This is a genomic window from Prevotella sp. S7 MS 2, from assembly GCF_000762865.1.
Classification (GTDB): domain Bacteria; phylum Bacteroidota; class Bacteroidia; order Bacteroidales; family Bacteroidaceae; genus Prevotella.
The window spans coordinates 1-16,784 of sequence record NZ_JRPT01000078.1; the positions used below are offsets into that span (position 1 = coordinate 1).

At 48.7% G+C, this 16,784-nt stretch carries 11 protein-coding genes; all 11 read left to right on the top strand.

The window, feature by feature from the left end:
• Positions 1 to 665: 665 nt before the first annotated feature.
• The 11 genes from HMPREF0671_RS10680 to HMPREF0671_RS10730 all read left to right on the top strand — a co-directional run bounded on the left by HMPREF0671_RS10680 (position 666) and on the right by HMPREF0671_RS10730 (position 16,728).
• Entirely contained in the window at positions 666 to 1,826 is a 1,161-nt protein-coding gene (locus tag HMPREF0671_RS10680) for a DNA-binding transcriptional regulator (RefSeq protein WP_036900438.1), read from the top strand.
• A gap of 164 nt (positions 1,827 to 1,990) precedes the next feature.
• On the top strand, positions 1,991 to 4,195 hold the full coding sequence (locus HMPREF0671_RS10685; RefSeq protein ID WP_052053019.1) for a GH92 family glycosyl hydrolase: 2,205 nt from the start codon (positions 1,991 to 1,993) through the stop codon (positions 4,193 to 4,195).
• Positions 4,196 to 4,257: 62 nt separating this feature from the next.
• Positions 4,258 to 7,461: a TonB-dependent receptor gene (locus HMPREF0671_RS10690; RefSeq protein WP_036900442.1), complete on the top strand. Its 3,204-nt coding sequence runs from the start codon at positions 4,258 to 4,260 to the stop codon at positions 7,459 to 7,461.
• A gap of 47 nt (positions 7,462 to 7,508) precedes the next feature.
• Complete coding sequence (locus tag HMPREF0671_RS10695; RefSeq protein WP_036900461.1) at positions 7,509 to 9,083, top strand: RagB/SusD family nutrient uptake outer membrane protein; 1,575 nt, start codon at positions 7,509 to 7,511, stop codon at positions 9,081 to 9,083.
• A gap of 19 nt (positions 9,084 to 9,102) precedes the next feature.
• Positions 9,103 to 9,918 carry an endonuclease/exonuclease/phosphatase family protein gene (locus tag HMPREF0671_RS10700; RefSeq protein ID WP_036900444.1) on the top strand — a complete coding sequence of 272 codons (816 nt, stop codon included), beginning with the start codon at positions 9,103 to 9,105 and terminating at the stop codon, positions 9,916 to 9,918.
• 12 nt (positions 9,919 to 9,930) lie between these two features.
• The gene (locus HMPREF0671_RS10705; RefSeq protein ID WP_036900446.1) at positions 9,931 to 10,737 is read left to right on the top strand and encodes a hypothetical protein; all 807 of its coding nucleotides are present in this window, start codon (positions 9,931 to 9,933) and stop codon (positions 10,735 to 10,737) included.
• Between the two features lie 92 nt (positions 10,738 to 10,829).
• Complete coding sequence (locus tag HMPREF0671_RS10710) at positions 10,830 to 11,918, top strand: alkaline phosphatase (protein WP_231725613.1); 1,089 nt, start codon at positions 10,830 to 10,832, stop codon at positions 11,916 to 11,918.
• Between the two features lie 13 nt (positions 11,919 to 11,931).
• Complete coding sequence (locus tag HMPREF0671_RS10715) at positions 11,932 to 13,542, top strand: trehalase family glycosidase (RefSeq protein WP_036900450.1); 1,611 nt, start codon at positions 11,932 to 11,934, stop codon at positions 13,540 to 13,542.
• A 4-nt stretch (positions 13,543 to 13,546) separates the two neighbouring features.
• Positions 13,547 to 14,461, top strand: a complete 915-nt coding sequence (locus tag HMPREF0671_RS10720; RefSeq protein WP_084589768.1) for a metallophosphoesterase — start codon at positions 13,547 to 13,549, stop codon at positions 14,459 to 14,461.
• 4 nt (positions 14,462 to 14,465) lie between these two features.
• Positions 14,466 to 15,290, top strand: coding sequence for an ROK family protein (locus HMPREF0671_RS10725; protein WP_036900456.1), 825 nt, complete (start codon positions 14,466 to 14,468; stop codon positions 15,288 to 15,290).
• 10 nt (positions 15,291 to 15,300) lie between these two features.
• Complete coding sequence (locus HMPREF0671_RS10730; RefSeq protein WP_036900458.1) at positions 15,301 to 16,728, top strand: PA14 domain-containing protein; 1,428 nt, start codon at positions 15,301 to 15,303, stop codon at positions 16,726 to 16,728.
• Positions 16,729 to 16,784: the final 56 nt, after the last annotated feature.

Consider the following 16,784-nt stretch of genomic DNA (forward strand, 5'->3'; position numbering starts at 1 on the left):
ATCCCGAACTCGCGTATATATAGTCCTTATATATGGGGGCCGTGAGCGGTTATTGGTCTTTAGTAGTTTCTCCGCATAAAGATTTTTGCCGTTATCTATCCTTGCATTCCAGCTTCTTTGATTCATAGAGAAGAGATTGGAATAAGTAGTAAAGCTCTCTTTTCCTTTTGTTGGAGATTAGGGTGAGGCTGTTGCAGCGCCTCTCCACTCTTGCTGTCTCACCCTTTCAGTATTGCTGTTCAGCCTCGGCAGGAAGATTGCGGAGCCTTGGCAGCAAATTCATAGAAACTTTATTGGCTATGAATATCATATATATAGCAAGATGAAACCCCTGATATTGATAGCTACTAAACTTATAAATCTTCACTATCTGCAATGTCCCTGTCTTGTATTTTAAGAAGTATGAGAGTGTTAAGGGAGGTTTTCAGGGCGCTTTACTCATAAATGAGGATTGTGTGAATAAGAAAAAGTACATATCTTTGCAACAATCACTTAGTGATTGGAACTTATTATTTAACTGAATATATAGAGGCACGGGACGACTAGAATCGCTTCCGTGTTTTCTTTTTATAAGCCAATATGCGATGAAAAGTGCAGAGAATCAGACGCTAGTTTGGAGTTTTCGACTAAAAAATATAAATTTGTAGATTGCTTATTTCTAGCTTATGATACGACTGATACTATTAACCGACTTTACCGAAGGCTTCTCCCACCGGTTGCTACAAGGCATTTTGCGGTACGCCAAAAAGCTGTCGCACGATGCTTGGGTGGTTTGTCGTATGCCTCCATCGTATAAAGAGAAGAATGGTATTCAGGGCGTGGTCGACTGGGCTTTAAACTGGAAAGCCGATGCCATCGTGGGACAATTCAATCACGACGAAGATGTGGAGCTGTTTGCCAAGAACGGTATTTTGGCCGTAGCACAAGACTATAAACAGCGGTTCTCACAGCTCTCCAACATCACAAGCGACTACATCACAACGGGTCGTATGGTAGCACGTTATTTCCTCGGCAAGGGCTTTCGCCACTTCGCTTTCTGCGGTTATGAAGACACGGTGTGGAGCGATGAGCGGTGCGAGGGGTATTTCCGGTGTATCGAGGAAGCCGGTTTTGCCGACCATTTCTATACCTATAAGAAGCAGATATTGGAGACGCTGTGGTATTATGACTCCTCCACGCTGACCGAATGGCTCAAGTCTTTGCCACCCCACACGGCTCTCTTCTGCTGCGACGATAACCAAGGCAACAAGATAGAGGAGGCCTGTAAGTCGATAGGCATCTCTATTCCGGGCGACATTGCGGTAATGGGAGTAGACAACGACGAGGTGATATGCGAGCTTTCCGACCCTACACTGTCGAGCGTGAACTTGGATATCGAGACCGGCGGATACCTGACGGCACGGCTCATAGCCGAACACCTGAAGACCCCGGAGGCTCCACTGCACGATGTAGTGATACAGCCGACGGCCATCGTGAGCCGCGATTCCACCAATCTCTTTGCTACCGACGACCCTTATGTGTTCAAGGCACTGGAGCTGATACATCGCAATATCTGCACACAACTCACGGTAAGCGACCTGCTGAAAGAACTTCCACTGTCGCGACGACTGCTCGAAATGAAGTTCAAACAGGTCACCGGGCAATCTATCTATAACTATATCACCGGCAAACGCATCGACCTTTTCGCCCGTATGTTGGAAGAAAGCGACACGCCAATCAAGGAGTTGGCTTCTACAATGCATGTGGGTAACTACAGCAGTTTGATGAGTCTGTTTAAGAAGATGAAAGGTTGTACACCCTCAGAATATCGCAATCAGCACCGATAATCGTCTTTGTGCGCAATTCATGTACTAAATTACGCAAATGCGTAACTTCTATATAATCCAACCTTGTTATATTTGCAATCGGACTATTAACTATGCCTTTAATACCTACCTAAATGACGAAAAGAATCTATTATCTGTTAACCACGTTTCTACTGTTGCTTCCTATGGGGCTGACAGCAGCCAGCGTTTCAAAGGATTATGCCAAATATGTAGATCCGCTGATAGGTTCCGATGGACACGGACACGTGTTTGTGGGTGCCAATGTGCCTTTTGGTGCCGTACAGCTAGGACCTATGAACATCTATAAAGGTTGGGACTGGGTGTCGGGCTACCATTATAGCGACAGCATCATCATCGGGTTCAGCCACAATCATCTCAGTGGTACGGGCTGTTCAGACCTTGGCGACGTCAGTCTGATGCCTTATACAGGGACAGAACGTACCCTGCGTGGTGAGCAAAACAACATTAAAGGTTCTGTGGCCTCTTATTTTAAGCACAGCAATGAGCGTGTATCACCGGGCTATTATGCCGTAAAGATGGACAATGGAGTAGATGTAGAACTCACTTCTACCGAACGTGTGGGGCTACACCATTATATATATAAGGAGGCAGGAACGCCGCGTGTGCTAGTCGATTTGGTCAACGACATCGACAGCCGGGTATACGAATCGTATATAAGAAAGGTAGACGACTATACCATCGAAGGCTATCGGTTTGTGAAAGGATGGTCTCCATTGCATAAGACCTTTTTCTATTTGAAGACCGATCGTCCTATCCATGCACTTCGATTGTACGCAGGTGACAAATTCGTATGCACCGATGAGCTACAGACACAAGGCGTGAAAGGCGTCATGACGTTTGCCGATGATACGCGAGAGGTAAATATCAAGGTAGCTCTTTCGTCGGTGAGTTGCACTAATGCACGCATGAATATGGAGGCCGAAGCACCTGTATGGGATTTCGACAGAGTGCATCGCGCTGCTGTGGAGAAGTGGAATCAAGAGCTTGCCTGCATCGATATAGATGGTACGCAGATGCAGAAGACCATCTTTTATACCGCCCTCTACCACATGATGATAGCTCCCAATCTGTATTGCGACGTCAATGGCGACTTCCGAGGTATCGGAGATAAGGTGATGACGGGCAATCAGTTCCGTAATTACACCATCTTCTCTACATGGGATACTTACCGCACCTTGCATCCACTTTTCACCATCATCAAGCCCGAACGAGTGCCCGATATGGTGAACTCGATGCTGAGCATCTACGACCAAAACGGCAAATTACCTATTTGGCCGCTCCATGCAGGCGAGACCAACTGCATGCCCGGCTACAGCTCGGTACCTATTATAGCCGACGCTTATCTAAAAGGTATCGGTGGATTTGATGCCCATCGCGCCCTCGACGCGATGATAGGGACTGCCACTAATCCCGCCCAAAACGGCATATCGCTGCTCATGAAGTACGGTTATATACCTGCCGACTCGCTACAGGAAGCCACTTCTATTTCGCAGGAATATGCTGCCGACGACTGGAGTATCGCCCTTATGGCCAAGAAGATGGGGCGTATGGACGACTACAAGACCTTCATCCGCCGCGGCCATGCATACGAACACTACTGGGACAAGCGCATCAACAAGATTCATCCGAAGATGGCCGACGGCTCATGGTACGAGCCTTACGACCCGTTCTCGGCCGAACACCATGGCAACGTGGGCGACTTTACCGAGGGAAACGGTTGGCAATACACCTTCATGGTGCCGCAAAACCCTGACGGACTAGTGGCTCTACACGGCGGAGATGAGGCTTTCGTGAAGAATCTGGACTCGCTCTTCGTGGCCGAAGGCGACCTCGGAGCTACGGCAGCGCCCGATGTTTCGGGACTCGTAGGGCAATATGCGCACGGCAACGAACCCAATCATCATATACCATATTTATATGCTTATGCCGGCACACAGTGGAAGACGGCCGCCCGTGTACGCATGTTGCAGAAGGAATTCTACACAGCTAAACCCGACGGACTGTGTGGAAACGAAGATTGCGGACAGATGTCGGCATGGCATGTCATGTCGGCTCTGGGCTTCTATCAGGTCAATCCGTCGAACGGAGTGTACGTGTTTGGCAGTCCGGAATACCGTCGTGCCTCTGTCAAGTTGCCCGGTGGGAAGACATTTACCGTCGTTGCCCGCAACAACAGCGACCGGCATGTGTATATCAAGAGCGCGAAACTCAACGGTAAACCCTACACAAAGGCTTTCATAACCTATCAAGATATCATGAGAGGAGGGACGTTGGAATTCGTCATGAGCGACCGTCCCAACAAGCGATTCGGCCAAGCTCGCGCTGCCAGACCTAAGAGTGCGGAGTGAGAAACCGAAAAGCAATTCATAACAAAAACCTTAGTATATAATTTTAACCAACCTTACTATTAATGAAAAAGAGCAATTTTGTATTAGAGGGCAAGCATCGGCTATTGGGAATAGCTGCCTTGTCATCCCTTACACTGGCTGTACCGATGGTCGCATTTGGCCACGGTTCGGTTTCGACAAGTGTTGTACAGCAAAACGAACGTACAGTAAAGGGTGTAGTAAAGGATTCTCAGGGAGAACCCATTATTGGTGCAACCGTCACGGTTGTAGGTAAGACTGGTGGTACTGTAACTGATATTGATGGCAAGTTCCAGCTACAGGCAGCACGTAACAGCGAACTTAAGATTTCTTCTATCGGCTTTGTCTCACAAACAGTAAAAGCCACTTCGGACAACCTTAACGTCATCTTGAAAGACGACAACCATTCATTGAACGAAATCGTGGTGATAGGTTATGGCAGCCAGCGCAAGCAAGACCTCTCCACAGCCGTATCTTCGGTGAAGCTGGATCAGTCTATGAAGAGCCGTCCGGCCAACATCGCTTCCATGCTACAAGGCCAGATGCCGGGCGTCATGGTGCAGAACAACGGAGGCGACCCGCTTGCTGAATCATCGCTATCTATCCGCGGACGCGGTTCGCGCGGTACGGATGACAGCTACAATAGCGGCGATGGTGTACTCTATGTTGTCGACGGTGTACCCGGCGCACCATACAATGTGGAAGACATCGAGAGCATCACTGTGTTGAAAGATGCCGCTTCGGCAGCCATCTATGGTGCGAGTGTAGGTTCGGGCGGTGTGGTAGTCATCACCACAAAGCAGGCCAAAGCCGGCAAGATAAGAGTAAACTTGAATGTCTCAAAGGGTTTCAAAGCAGCCATGAATAAGCCCTCTACGCTGACATCGGAGCAGTATAATCAAGTGTGGAGCGACGCAGTGAGATTGTATGGAGGCTCATTGCCACTGACAGCCGACGCTACGAAGTATCCTTACGGGGCCGTAACACGTACCGACTGGGTGGATGCTATCTTCCGTCCCGGCTACTTGGAACATTACGCCCTGTCCCTGTCGGGAGGTAGCGAAAACCTGAAGGCATTCACTTCGTTCAACTTCGACAGAGACAAAGGTATCTTGCTGAACACCTTTGCCCGCAAGTTTGGCGGCAAAGCCAATGTAGACTTCCAGATATCCAAGGCCGTGAAGTTCAGCGAACAAGTCACTTATCAGTTCTCAGACGGTCAAGGCAATGTCAACACCGGACACGAGGGAGCATTGGCAAACTCTATTTTCTTCCCGCGTTCGGCAACGGTTTACGACTATGACAAGGAAGGAAATGTAGTGCTGGACAGCCGAGGTGCTCCGCTTTATCATGGCACATTACCCCGCTGGGCAGCTGCCGAGGGCATCAGCGGATACGGTGAATTCCGCAACCCTGTGGCTCTTCTGGAGCGTCTGGACCAAAAACGTCCGTCGCATAAACTCTATTCTACCTCCACGCTGGAGGTTAAACCGATGGCAGCCTTGACGTTGAAGTCGCAGTTTACGGCAGGTATTGTCTCCAACGAGTTCGACGAATTCGTGCATAAAGTGCCGGAACCGGGAAACCCCTCTAACGAGAACAGACATAATATAGAGCACTCTAACCAGTACAACTGGCTGTGGGAGACGACAGCCACCTATGCCCAAGTGTTCGGAGAGCACCACATTAGTGCCATGGCCGGATATACCATGAAGTATGATAAATACAAGATGTATGGTGTATATACATCGGGTTATGATCTGGAAGACCGCCACTCTTCTACTCTCGGACAAGCGAGTGATTGGTCGAAGTATAAACCTACGGAAGAGATTTGGGAAGAATCGCTCATCTCTATGTTCGGCAGGGTGGGATATTCTTGGAACGACCGCTATTTTGCTACGGCCAGCTTGCGTCGCGATGCATCTTCAAAACTTTACAAGGACAATAACTCCGGCATCTTCCCGGCGGCGTCTGCATCGTGGAAAATTTCTTCCGAGCCGTTCTTTGCACCGCTGAAGTCTACCATCAACATGCTGAAATTGCGTGGTAGCTGGGGACAAGTGGGTAACGTGGCATTGGTACCCCGCTACTCATGGAACGTACCGATGGGTAATACAGACTATCCGGTAATCTATGGTAAGATGCTGGCCAAAGAGGCATATGGTACTTATGCCAAGTCTATAGGTACGAAGAACCTGAAGTGGGAAACCACTGAACAGTGGGGTGTAGGTCTGGATCTGGGCATGTTCAACAACGAGTTGACCATTACCGTAGACTACTTCAACAAGCGCACCAAGGATTTGATAGAGCGCGTACCGGTAGCCTCTGTATCGGGTATCGAGATAGAACCATATGGAAACATCGGCGATGTAGTGAACCGCGGTTGGGAATTTGGTGCATCATACAATAAGAAGCTGGGCGATTTCTCATTTGGTTTGAATGCCAACCTCTCTACCGTTCACAACGAAGTGTTGAGCCTTGGTTCGCGCGAAACGCTGGAACACAATGTCGTAGTGAACAGCCAACGGCCGCTAAGATCTACCGTCGGGCATGCATGGTACTCTTATTATGTATTGAAGACAGACGGTATCTTCCAGTCGCAGGAAGAAATCAACAGCTATAAGTGGACTGATCCTAAGACCGGTCTTACCAAGCTGGTGCAGCCAAATGCCAAACCCGGCGACCTGAAATATGTAGATTTCAACCAAGACGGACAGATAAACTCCGACGATAACCAGTATATGGGCAGCTACATGCCGAAGATAACGTTTGCCTTCGGTGGCAATATGGCTTACAAAGGTTTCGACTTCAGTTTCCAATTCCAAGGTGTAGGAAAGTCTACTATCTACAATGCCTTCAAGCAGATGGCGCTGACCGGACGCCAGCAAGGAGGTAATATGCTGAGCGATATACTCAATGCTTGGGACTATGACAAGAATTCCGGTATCCCTCGTCTGGCACTGGTTGACGATAGCAACGGTAACTTCACCAACCCATCCGACTTCTATCTGGAGAATGGCAGTTACTTGCGCCTGAAGAATGTAACCCTTGGTTACACCCTACCGCAGGCTTGGTTGAGAAGTATCGGACTTGGTAATTCTACCCTGCGTCTATACATGAATGCTGAGAATCTGTTCACGGCAACCGACTATACCGGCATTGATCCGGAAGTAGGCAACTTCGGTTTGGACGGTGGTACATATCCTATAGCTCGTACAATAACCGTAGGTTTGAACTTTGGTTTCTAATATTACCCTTAAAACATAATAAGATGAATACTTTGAAAATAAAAAATATGATCCTGACAGCTATGGCAGTGACCTGCCTGAGTAGCTGTAATGACTTCTTGGAGTATGAACCCTACGGGCTTCAGGGGTCTGTAAACTTCTGGAAGACGGAATCAGACGTGCAGAAAGCATTGGACGCTTTTCACGCATTTACGTATGAAGAAGGCGTAACGGGGCGTGGTTTCATGTGGTTCGAGAACTGTAGCGACAACATGGTTACAGGCCGTAATCAGGCAGAAGCTCGCCAGATTAAGAACTTCCAGATGTCTGCTTCGAACGGTCGAGACGCCAAAGACAACTGGCCGGCAATGTATCAGCTCATCGCAAAAGCCAATGATGTGCTGCGCAACGTACCCGGTATGGACGTATCAAGCGAGGTGAAGAACAAGGCCATAGGGCAAGCTCGCTTCTACCGCGCCTTTGCTTATCTGTGGCTGTCTCCTTTCTATGGGGACAATGGACCGAACGGCGGACTGCCTATTGTGACCGAGAAGACACCCACGGCGGAGATAGATCAGCCGCGTCCGGCATCGGTATTGGCCAACTACGATATGATTATCGAAGACATGAAGGCGGCCGGAGAGCTGTTACCTGCTTTCTCTCAATTGGCGGAAGACGATTACGGGCGTCCTCATAAGGCTGCCGCGTGGGCCTTTGCTGCACGTGCTGCCCTCTATGCTGCGCAGTGGAATCCTAAATACTACGACACAGTGATAGAGTATTGTGATAAGGTGATGGGGCTTACCGGTAGCGATAAGCGTGCCTTGTATCCTGATTTTACAAAGCTGTTCCGTCCCGAAAACAACTTCAGTTCAGAGTATATCTTCTCCTTATTGGGCAATGCCACCGAGGGACCTAAGTTCCATGGCATGTCGTTCGAGAATGGCGGATGGGGTTACTACAACACTTGGGGATACTTCCAGCCCACAATGGAGCTCTACAATGCGTATGAAGCGGGAGATGTTCGTCGCGATGCCACCATCTTGTCTCCCGGCCAACATATCACATTTATAGGCCGTAACATTCATTTCGGAGTCAATCCTCAGAAGATATCAAGCCAGTCCGGTATGACATTCCGTAAGTTCATGTCTCCCTTCGAGGCTGCCGATTGCATTGGTAAGACACTGAATCCTAACGGAAACAATGCTAGTAACACCCTCGGAACCGTGCTGATACGTTTTGCAGATGTACTCTTGATGAAGGCAGAGGCCTTGATCTGGTCTAAGGGCGAAGGCAATGCCGAGGCCAAGAATCTGTTGAATCAGATTCGTCAGCGTGCCGGTCTGCCTGCTAACAGCGGAGCCACAAAGGAGCAATTGAAGAATGAGCGTCGTTGCGAACTGGCATTTGAGTTCCAGCCCAGCCGCCATTTGGACTTGGTAAGATGGGGCGATGCAAAGGCCACTTATGCGAAACCGCTTCATGGTTTAAAAACAACGAACGACGGAACACAGATTATCAGTCGTAAGATAGTGGAAATCTGGGAGTCTCGTGTGTTTGATCCGGTGAAGAATCAGGTATTCCCTATTCCTTCGGCAGAAGTGAATAAGAGTAAGAACCTTACTCAGAATCAAGGTTATTAATATAAAAATTAAGAAGCAAATGAAATTAAGAAATATCATCTCTGCAGCCATCTTCCTGTTTGCTCTTCCCCTGTCTATGATGGGACAAGACCAACTGAAGATTGTCACATTCAACATCCGGTCGTTCGAACCCAACTTCGATTTGCAGCCGTATGCCGACAAGTTGAAATCCGAAACGCCCGATATCATCTGTCTGAACGAGGTGGAGAACAGGAGTTCTCGCCAGCAGAAGGACGGAAAATACAGAGATATGGTTGCGGAATTGGCCAACAAGTTGCGTATGTTCAATGTTTATGGCTATTCGTATAATCTCTCTAACAAGGACGGAAAGTTGCCTGAGGCACAGTTCCGTTACAGTACCAACGAGCTTTATGGCAATGCCATCTTGAGCAGATACCCCATTATGTCGGTACAGGCCATACAGTTGCCTCGCCCGGCAGGCTCTGCCGACCAGCGCGGTGTGGTGACTGCCGACATCTTATTGCCTTCTGGTAAGATGATACGCGTGGCATGTTCCCATCTCGACCATATGGGTGGCCAGCTTGAGCAGGCCGAAGTCCTCGTTACGGACAAGGTGAAGAGCACCACCATTCCCACCATCCTTTGCGGTGATATGAATATGGGGCCCGGCTCGGTTGTCATCAATAAGTTGCTTACTGCGTACGATCGCTTGGACAGCAACGAGGGAACTTTTCAGCATGTTGCCAAAATTGACTTCATTCTCGGTTCTAAAGGCCATTGGAAGATGAGCGAGTGTCGTGTGCTTGATAACTATCAGGGCAGGCTTGAACTTTCCGACCACTGCCCTGTAGTCTCTGTTGTTTCACTTAAATAAAGTAATAATAAAATGAAAAACAAGTATATTTCTATAGCGTTCTGCCTTGGTTGTATGTTGCTGTCTTCATGTATCAAAGAAGACTGGGGCGTCATTCCACAGAACGAAAGCATGGCAGAGAATGGCAACGAATGGAATAAGAACAAGACCATAGATGTTTATTTCGTCACCGATTTGAAAGATCAGCAGGCCAATAATATCCCGGCTATTGCCGATTACTTGAAGACAACGAAAGACTTTTCGATTGCCGTTGTCGACCGTACCGACGTAGAATACTATTCATGGGCGGACTATACGACGAACCATTCCACGGAGTTGATGCTTGCCGCAAATCGTTTTAGCACATTCGCTTTCAATCGCTATACCGATATGAATATCGAAGGTAGCACCGTATTATTCAATCATAAGATTAATTCGGCTACCAGTTTTAAGGTCACCGACGATTGCTATATCCAGTTTGTTCCGGTCTTGGCTAAGTCTAATGTCGAGACTCCGGTAGATATAGAGGTGCCGTTTGCAACCACCAGATTCAATAGCGAAGACCAAGTTTCGGCTGCTACCGAAGCCCTCAAATCGTTATCCGACAATACCCATCAGGCTGTTATCATCGGTACAGTGAAGACCACTGCCGTAGAAAAGTTGAAAGCTGTGGCCGAATCTATATCCGGCTATGCCTATACGCCGGTCATCAAAGACGAATCGAATGCTTACTCTCTGTTCATGATAGCTCCCAAGTCATGGGTACTTCGCGAGACAGAGATGAAGTCTACCGGCGGTAGCAATGCTTACCACTTGTCTATCGAGGCAAGCGTAGAATAACCATCATGAGGGGGAGACGGGACCGTTGGTGCCGTCTCCCCCTATGTTTTATAACCTCATTTGATATGAAGAGAAATATTACATTTGCTTTCATGCTGTTGTTTTCAGCAGCTCTCTTTGCGCAAACCACTCAAACCTATATTTTAGACAAGCCTTACAAGGTAGAGCGCATCGCTCCGCCGAAAGGCAAGAAAGTGAAGAATGTCATCCTGATGATAGGCGATGGCATGAGCCTCATGCACATCTATTCGGCTTGGACGGCCAACCGCGGCCATTTATGGCTCGAGAATGCACAGTATACAGGACTTTCCAAGACTTATTGTACCAACAAGTTGATTACCGATTCGGGTGCTGGTGGAACGGCATTAGCCACTGGTCATAAGACTAAATACCATGCTGTGGGGGTCGATCCCGATGGCAAACCGTTGGAATCTCTTTGTACCTTGGCCAAGAAAAAGGGATTGGCAACAGGTATCGCCGTCACTTGCCGACTATGGGATGCCACACCTGCCGACTTCCTCTGCCACAATATAGACCGCGATCAAGAACAAGAGATTACCGCAGATTATGCCAATGTCGACGTAGACTACGTATTTGGAGGTGGTGCTAAGTTCTTTGAACATCGCGACGATGGCCGCAATATCTTCAACGAATTGCAACAGAAAGGGTATCATATCTCCCGTTCGTGGAACGATTTGCAGCAGTGGAACGGCGGTAAAGTGTTTGCCGTGCCTTACGATGTAGACACACCGCTGCCCGACGAACGTGGCGATCTCTTGGCAAGGGCATCTATGAAGGGCATTGAACTGATGAATCGAAACAAGAAGGGATTCTTTATGATGGTCGAAGGGTCGCAACTCGACGATTACGGACACTTCAACCAGCTTGATATGTTGATGAAAGAAACCCACGATTTCGACCGTACCATTGGCCGTATCATGCAATGGGCCGCACAAGACGGTGAGACCCTTGTCGTCGTAACTGCCGACCACGAGACCGGTGGACTTACCCTCTTGGGAGGTGATTTAGCGCAAGGCAAGATAGAGTGCAACTTCTCTACCAAGAGCCACTCAGGCGTTATGGTTCCTGTCTATGCCTTCGGTCCCGGCTCGGAGAATTTCTCCGGCTTCATGGAGAACAGCGATATATTCTGGAAAATCAAGAAACTCATGAACCTCTAACAGCTATTTTGGAATGAGAAAAGTTACCATCATCACAGCCTTATTGCTACAATGCAATCTCTATATGGGCGCACAAAACCTGATACCATCGGGATCTCCGCTCTACAAACTGCCGTATAAGAACACCTATATCATGCAAACCTTGGTGGCCGAGAATAGTTATCGCACCGCCAAAATGGTGCGTACGAAGCCCGGAACCTTTGAACAGGCGCGTCGTATCTTACCCAATCCGCACTGGGAAGGACATGCCAAGGAGATAGAGATGTATTGGAAGGCGTGGCAGATAGGCATATCCAACATCTCACAACCGCTGGATGATTCCGGCTTCATCACGAGTTACATCGGGCCGGCCTACAATGGTAACATCTTCATGTGGGACGATGCCTTCATCACCATGTTCTGTCGGTATGGTCGTAACTTTTTCCCATTCCAGAGTACGCTTGATAATTTCTACGCCAAACAGCATCCCGATGGTTTTATTTGTCGAGAGATACGTGCCGACGGAAGCGATTGTTTCAGTCGTTACGACCCCACCAGTACCGGTCCGAACATCCTTCCATGGTCCGAATGGATGTATTATCAACAGACAGGTGACGACAATCGACTTAACAAAGTGTTCCCCGCTTTGGCGGCATATTATAAATGGTTGAAGCTCAATCGCACGTGGCGCAACGGCATGTATTGGTCTAGTGGATGGGGAACAGGCATGGACAACATGCCGCGAGTGCCTGAAGGCTACAATACTATCTATAGTAATGGACACATGATATGGCTCGACGCTTGTCTGCAACAAATTATGATGGCCAATATTCTACTCAAGATGGGCTTCTATTTGGAGCGTTGGCAAGAGATAGAAGACTTTGAAGACGATATCAAAAAGCTCTCGGCTTACATCAATCGGAATATGTGGAGCGAGCGCGATAAGTTCCTCTACGACCAGTTCGACAACGATAGTCTGAGCACTACACAGGGCATTTATGCCTATTGGGCGCTACATACCGATGTGCTACCCAAGTCTCGTCTCGACGCGCTCGTGGCTCATTTGCAAGACACGGCCAAGTTTAATCGTCCGCATCGCGTACCGTCTTTGGCGGCCGATAATCCTAAATATCGCACCAACGGACGCTATTGGGAAGGTGGCGTGTGGCCGGGAACCAATTATATGGTGGTCAGTGGACTGTGGGACAAGGGGTATCTAGACCTCGCACGCAGTATCGCACGCAATCACTACGATAATGTGTTGAAAGTCTATGAGAAGACCGGTACGTTCTGGGAGTACTATGCTCCGGAGTCGGCCGAGCCGGGATTCATGGCTCGTAAAGACTTTGTGGGCTGGACAGGATTGCCGCCTATCTCTTATCTTTTAGAGTATATCTTTGGCATTCATACCAATGCTGTGGAACGACAGATGACCCTTGACGTCACATTGACCGATGGTTACGGCATCTCGCGCTATCCTTTTGGCGAGAAAGGCAGTGTGGATATCAATGTGGCTCGTCGTTCATCGACCACCGATAAACCCCGTATAAACATTCAATCTACCGCACCTTTCACGCTTACCGTGCTTTGGGGTAATGGGCAGAAAGCCACTTATAATGTGAAAGCAGGTACCAATAAATTCTAATTTGATGAAAATTACATATCTTATCATGGCCTTGGCCATGACCGTAAACATAGCGCATGCCGAACGAAAGAGCGATGAATGTACTGTCATCATCGCTTCCGACCTACACTTCGACATGCCTCCTGAGACCGATCAATACGTGAATGTCTTGGCCATGAACCGTTTGGGAGCACAGCAGAAACACGTAGACGGACTCTTGCTTTTGGGCGATTTGTGCGACAAAGCACATCCCGACATCCTCAATCTTTTCCGCCAACGCTATGAGAAAGGAACGGGCGAGCGTACCATCCACTACGATGTGTATCCTACACTAGGCAATCACGATGTGGCACCGGCCAAAGGTCGCCCTTATACCGACCGTTCAGGCAATGAGATTAACATGAATTACATGGACTCAATACTCCATCGTAAGTTGCAACAAAAGCAGATATTAAACCTCGACGAATCAAGCCTCAGCTACTCTTTCAATCTAGGTCATGTGCATTTTGTGAACTGTCAGCTCAGTGCTGGCGAGACTTCTTATTGCCAAAGCAACTTTGAATGGCTCGAAAACGACTTGCAAAAATATGCTTCGCATGGCGAGCCGGTAGTCTATATGCAGCACTATGGCTTCGACGACGACGGACTTACATGGTGGGAAGAGACCAACCGCGACCGATTGATGGAGTTGCTCGGTCGGTATAATCTTGCCGGTTTTTTCGTTGGGCACGCCCATGCCGCCACCCTACGATACTATCGTAAGACGCCTATTTTCCAAGTTAACAACGGTTGGAAAGACGGCGATGGGCAGTCATCGTTCGTATTATTAGACATCAAAGGAAACCAAGTCACCGTGAAGAATTATCGCATAGAAGATAAGCAGGGACATGTTCGCCTCGAACAGCCCGTTCTTCGCATGACAGCACCGGTAAATCGATAACTCCATGTCAACAATCGCAATAGATTTAGGTGGCACTAACATCCGTGCAGCCCGTGTAGATAACGGCATTATTTTGGCACAGAATACGGTTGAATGCAAGGCCGATGGCACACAGCAAGAGGTGCTCGACCAGATATTCGAGCTGATAGATGCGGTCGTCGACGACTCGGTAGAGCGCATAGGCGTAGGAGTTCCGTCGGTGGTCGACTATCGGTCGGGTACCGTTTTCGACGTTCAGAACATCCCTTCGTGGCGCGAGGTGCATCTCAAAGCGTTGATGGAAGCACGCTATCACATCCCTGTATCGGTGGATAACGACGTGAACTGCTACGTACTGGGCGAGAAACACTTTGGTATAGCCGCTCCCTATGATAGCTTTGTTGGCATCACACTGGGCACAGGTGTGGGAGCTGGTATCTTTGTCGATGGTCGCTTGTATCGTGGACACAACACCGGTGCCGGCGAAATAGGTTGTCTTCCTTATCTTCAAGGCAACTACGAACAGTATTGTAGCAGCCAGCTCTTCAAGCAGATGAGGCTTACCGGCTACGAGCTATCGCGGAGTGCGGCACAAGGTAATACCGATGCTCTCCGCATTTGGCAGGTGTTTGGTCAACATTTGGGAAAACTCTTGCAAGTGATACTCTACACCTACGACCCACAGGCCATCGTCATCGGTGGCGGTATAGCGGCTTCGGCTCCTTATTTTGAGGATGCCATGCTGGCCTCAATGCGCCACGGTTTCCCTTATCCACATGTGGCCGAGCGTGTCAAAATACATTTTTCTACCTTGCAACACAGTAATTTGCTGGGTGCCTCGACATTATAATCAATCTTTTATGTTACGCAAAATTCTTTTCATATTATCGTTTTTAACGACCACAGTCTACGCACAACAACGCCTCATGTTCCACAATGGGACGTTCAAAATAGCACAGTTCACCGACATTCATTGGGATGAGAAATCGCCTAACTGCCCTCAGACCATCGCAGCCATCAACTCTGTAATAGCCGATGAGCATCCCGATATGGCCATGTTGACGGGCGATATAGTGACCGAAAAGCCGGGTGTGCAGGGTTGGAAATCAATTATAGCCATCTTCGAGCGTGCCCGATTGCCCTTCGCCGTGATGATGGGCAACCACGATGCCGAAGTAATGGACAAAGATTCTATCTACACCATGCTGCTGGCTTCGCCTTACTATGTGGGCAAGCGAGGCGATACCGACATCTTCGGGCGCGGCAATTGTGCCATTCCTGTGTATGGCGGACAGGGCATCGAGGCCTTGCTTTACTGCTTGGATTCCAACGATTACCAGCCTGTGAAGGAGTTTGGACATTACGACTGGATTCACTTCGACCAAATACAGTGGTATCGCGAGCAGAGTCGACGATTCACTCAAGCGCATGCAGGCAAGCCGCTGCCGGCCTTGGCATTCTTCCATATCCCCTTGGTAGAGTATAAGGACATGCTCAAAGCAGGCACTTATCTAGGCCATTATGAGGACGAAGGCGTGGCATCGGCCAAGTTGAACAGTGGTATGTTCAATGCTTTTGCTGAACAGGGCGACGTGATGGGCGTGTTCACTGGGCACGATCACAGCAACGACTTGATAGATACGTATAGCACCATCGCCTTGGCGTACGGCAGGGTGAGCGGATTCGACGCTTATGGTAAGCTGCCACGAGGCGGCAGAATCATCCAACTTTACGAGGGAAAGCGTAAGTTCGATACGTGGATTCGCGCTGCCGGCAAGCAAGAAGACATCTTCTACTATCCTTCGGGCATCACTTCGCGCGACGAAGAAATACTCCCCTTCTTGGCAGGAGTGGATAGAAAACCGCGCCGACAGGGTGTGGCCTACACTTACTATGAGGGCGTGTGCAAGAAGATTTCGCAAATATCGCATTGCATGCCTATAAAGTCGGGCAAGCTACCCAACTTCTCTCTTGCGCCGGCGAGGATTCCCGATCATTTCGCTTTTGAATTCCGCGCCTTCATCAAGATAGACAAACGCGGTGTATATAAGTTCTATACCTATAGTGACGATGGCTCACAACTGTTCATAGATGGTAAGTTGCTGATCGACAACGATGGTGGTCACAGCGCTCGACGAGTAGAAGAGAAGGTGGCACTCGAAGCTGGTTACCACGAAATACGCATCCCCTATTTTGAAGATTACATGGGGCAGACGCTCGAAGTGGGCTATGCTAGTCGCGACATAGAGGAGACTCTCATCCCCGACAGCGTCTTGTTTGTGGAGTAAAAGAGAGTACTTATCTACTCAAAGACTTACAAACTTCATCCTCTTTTATCTTCCCT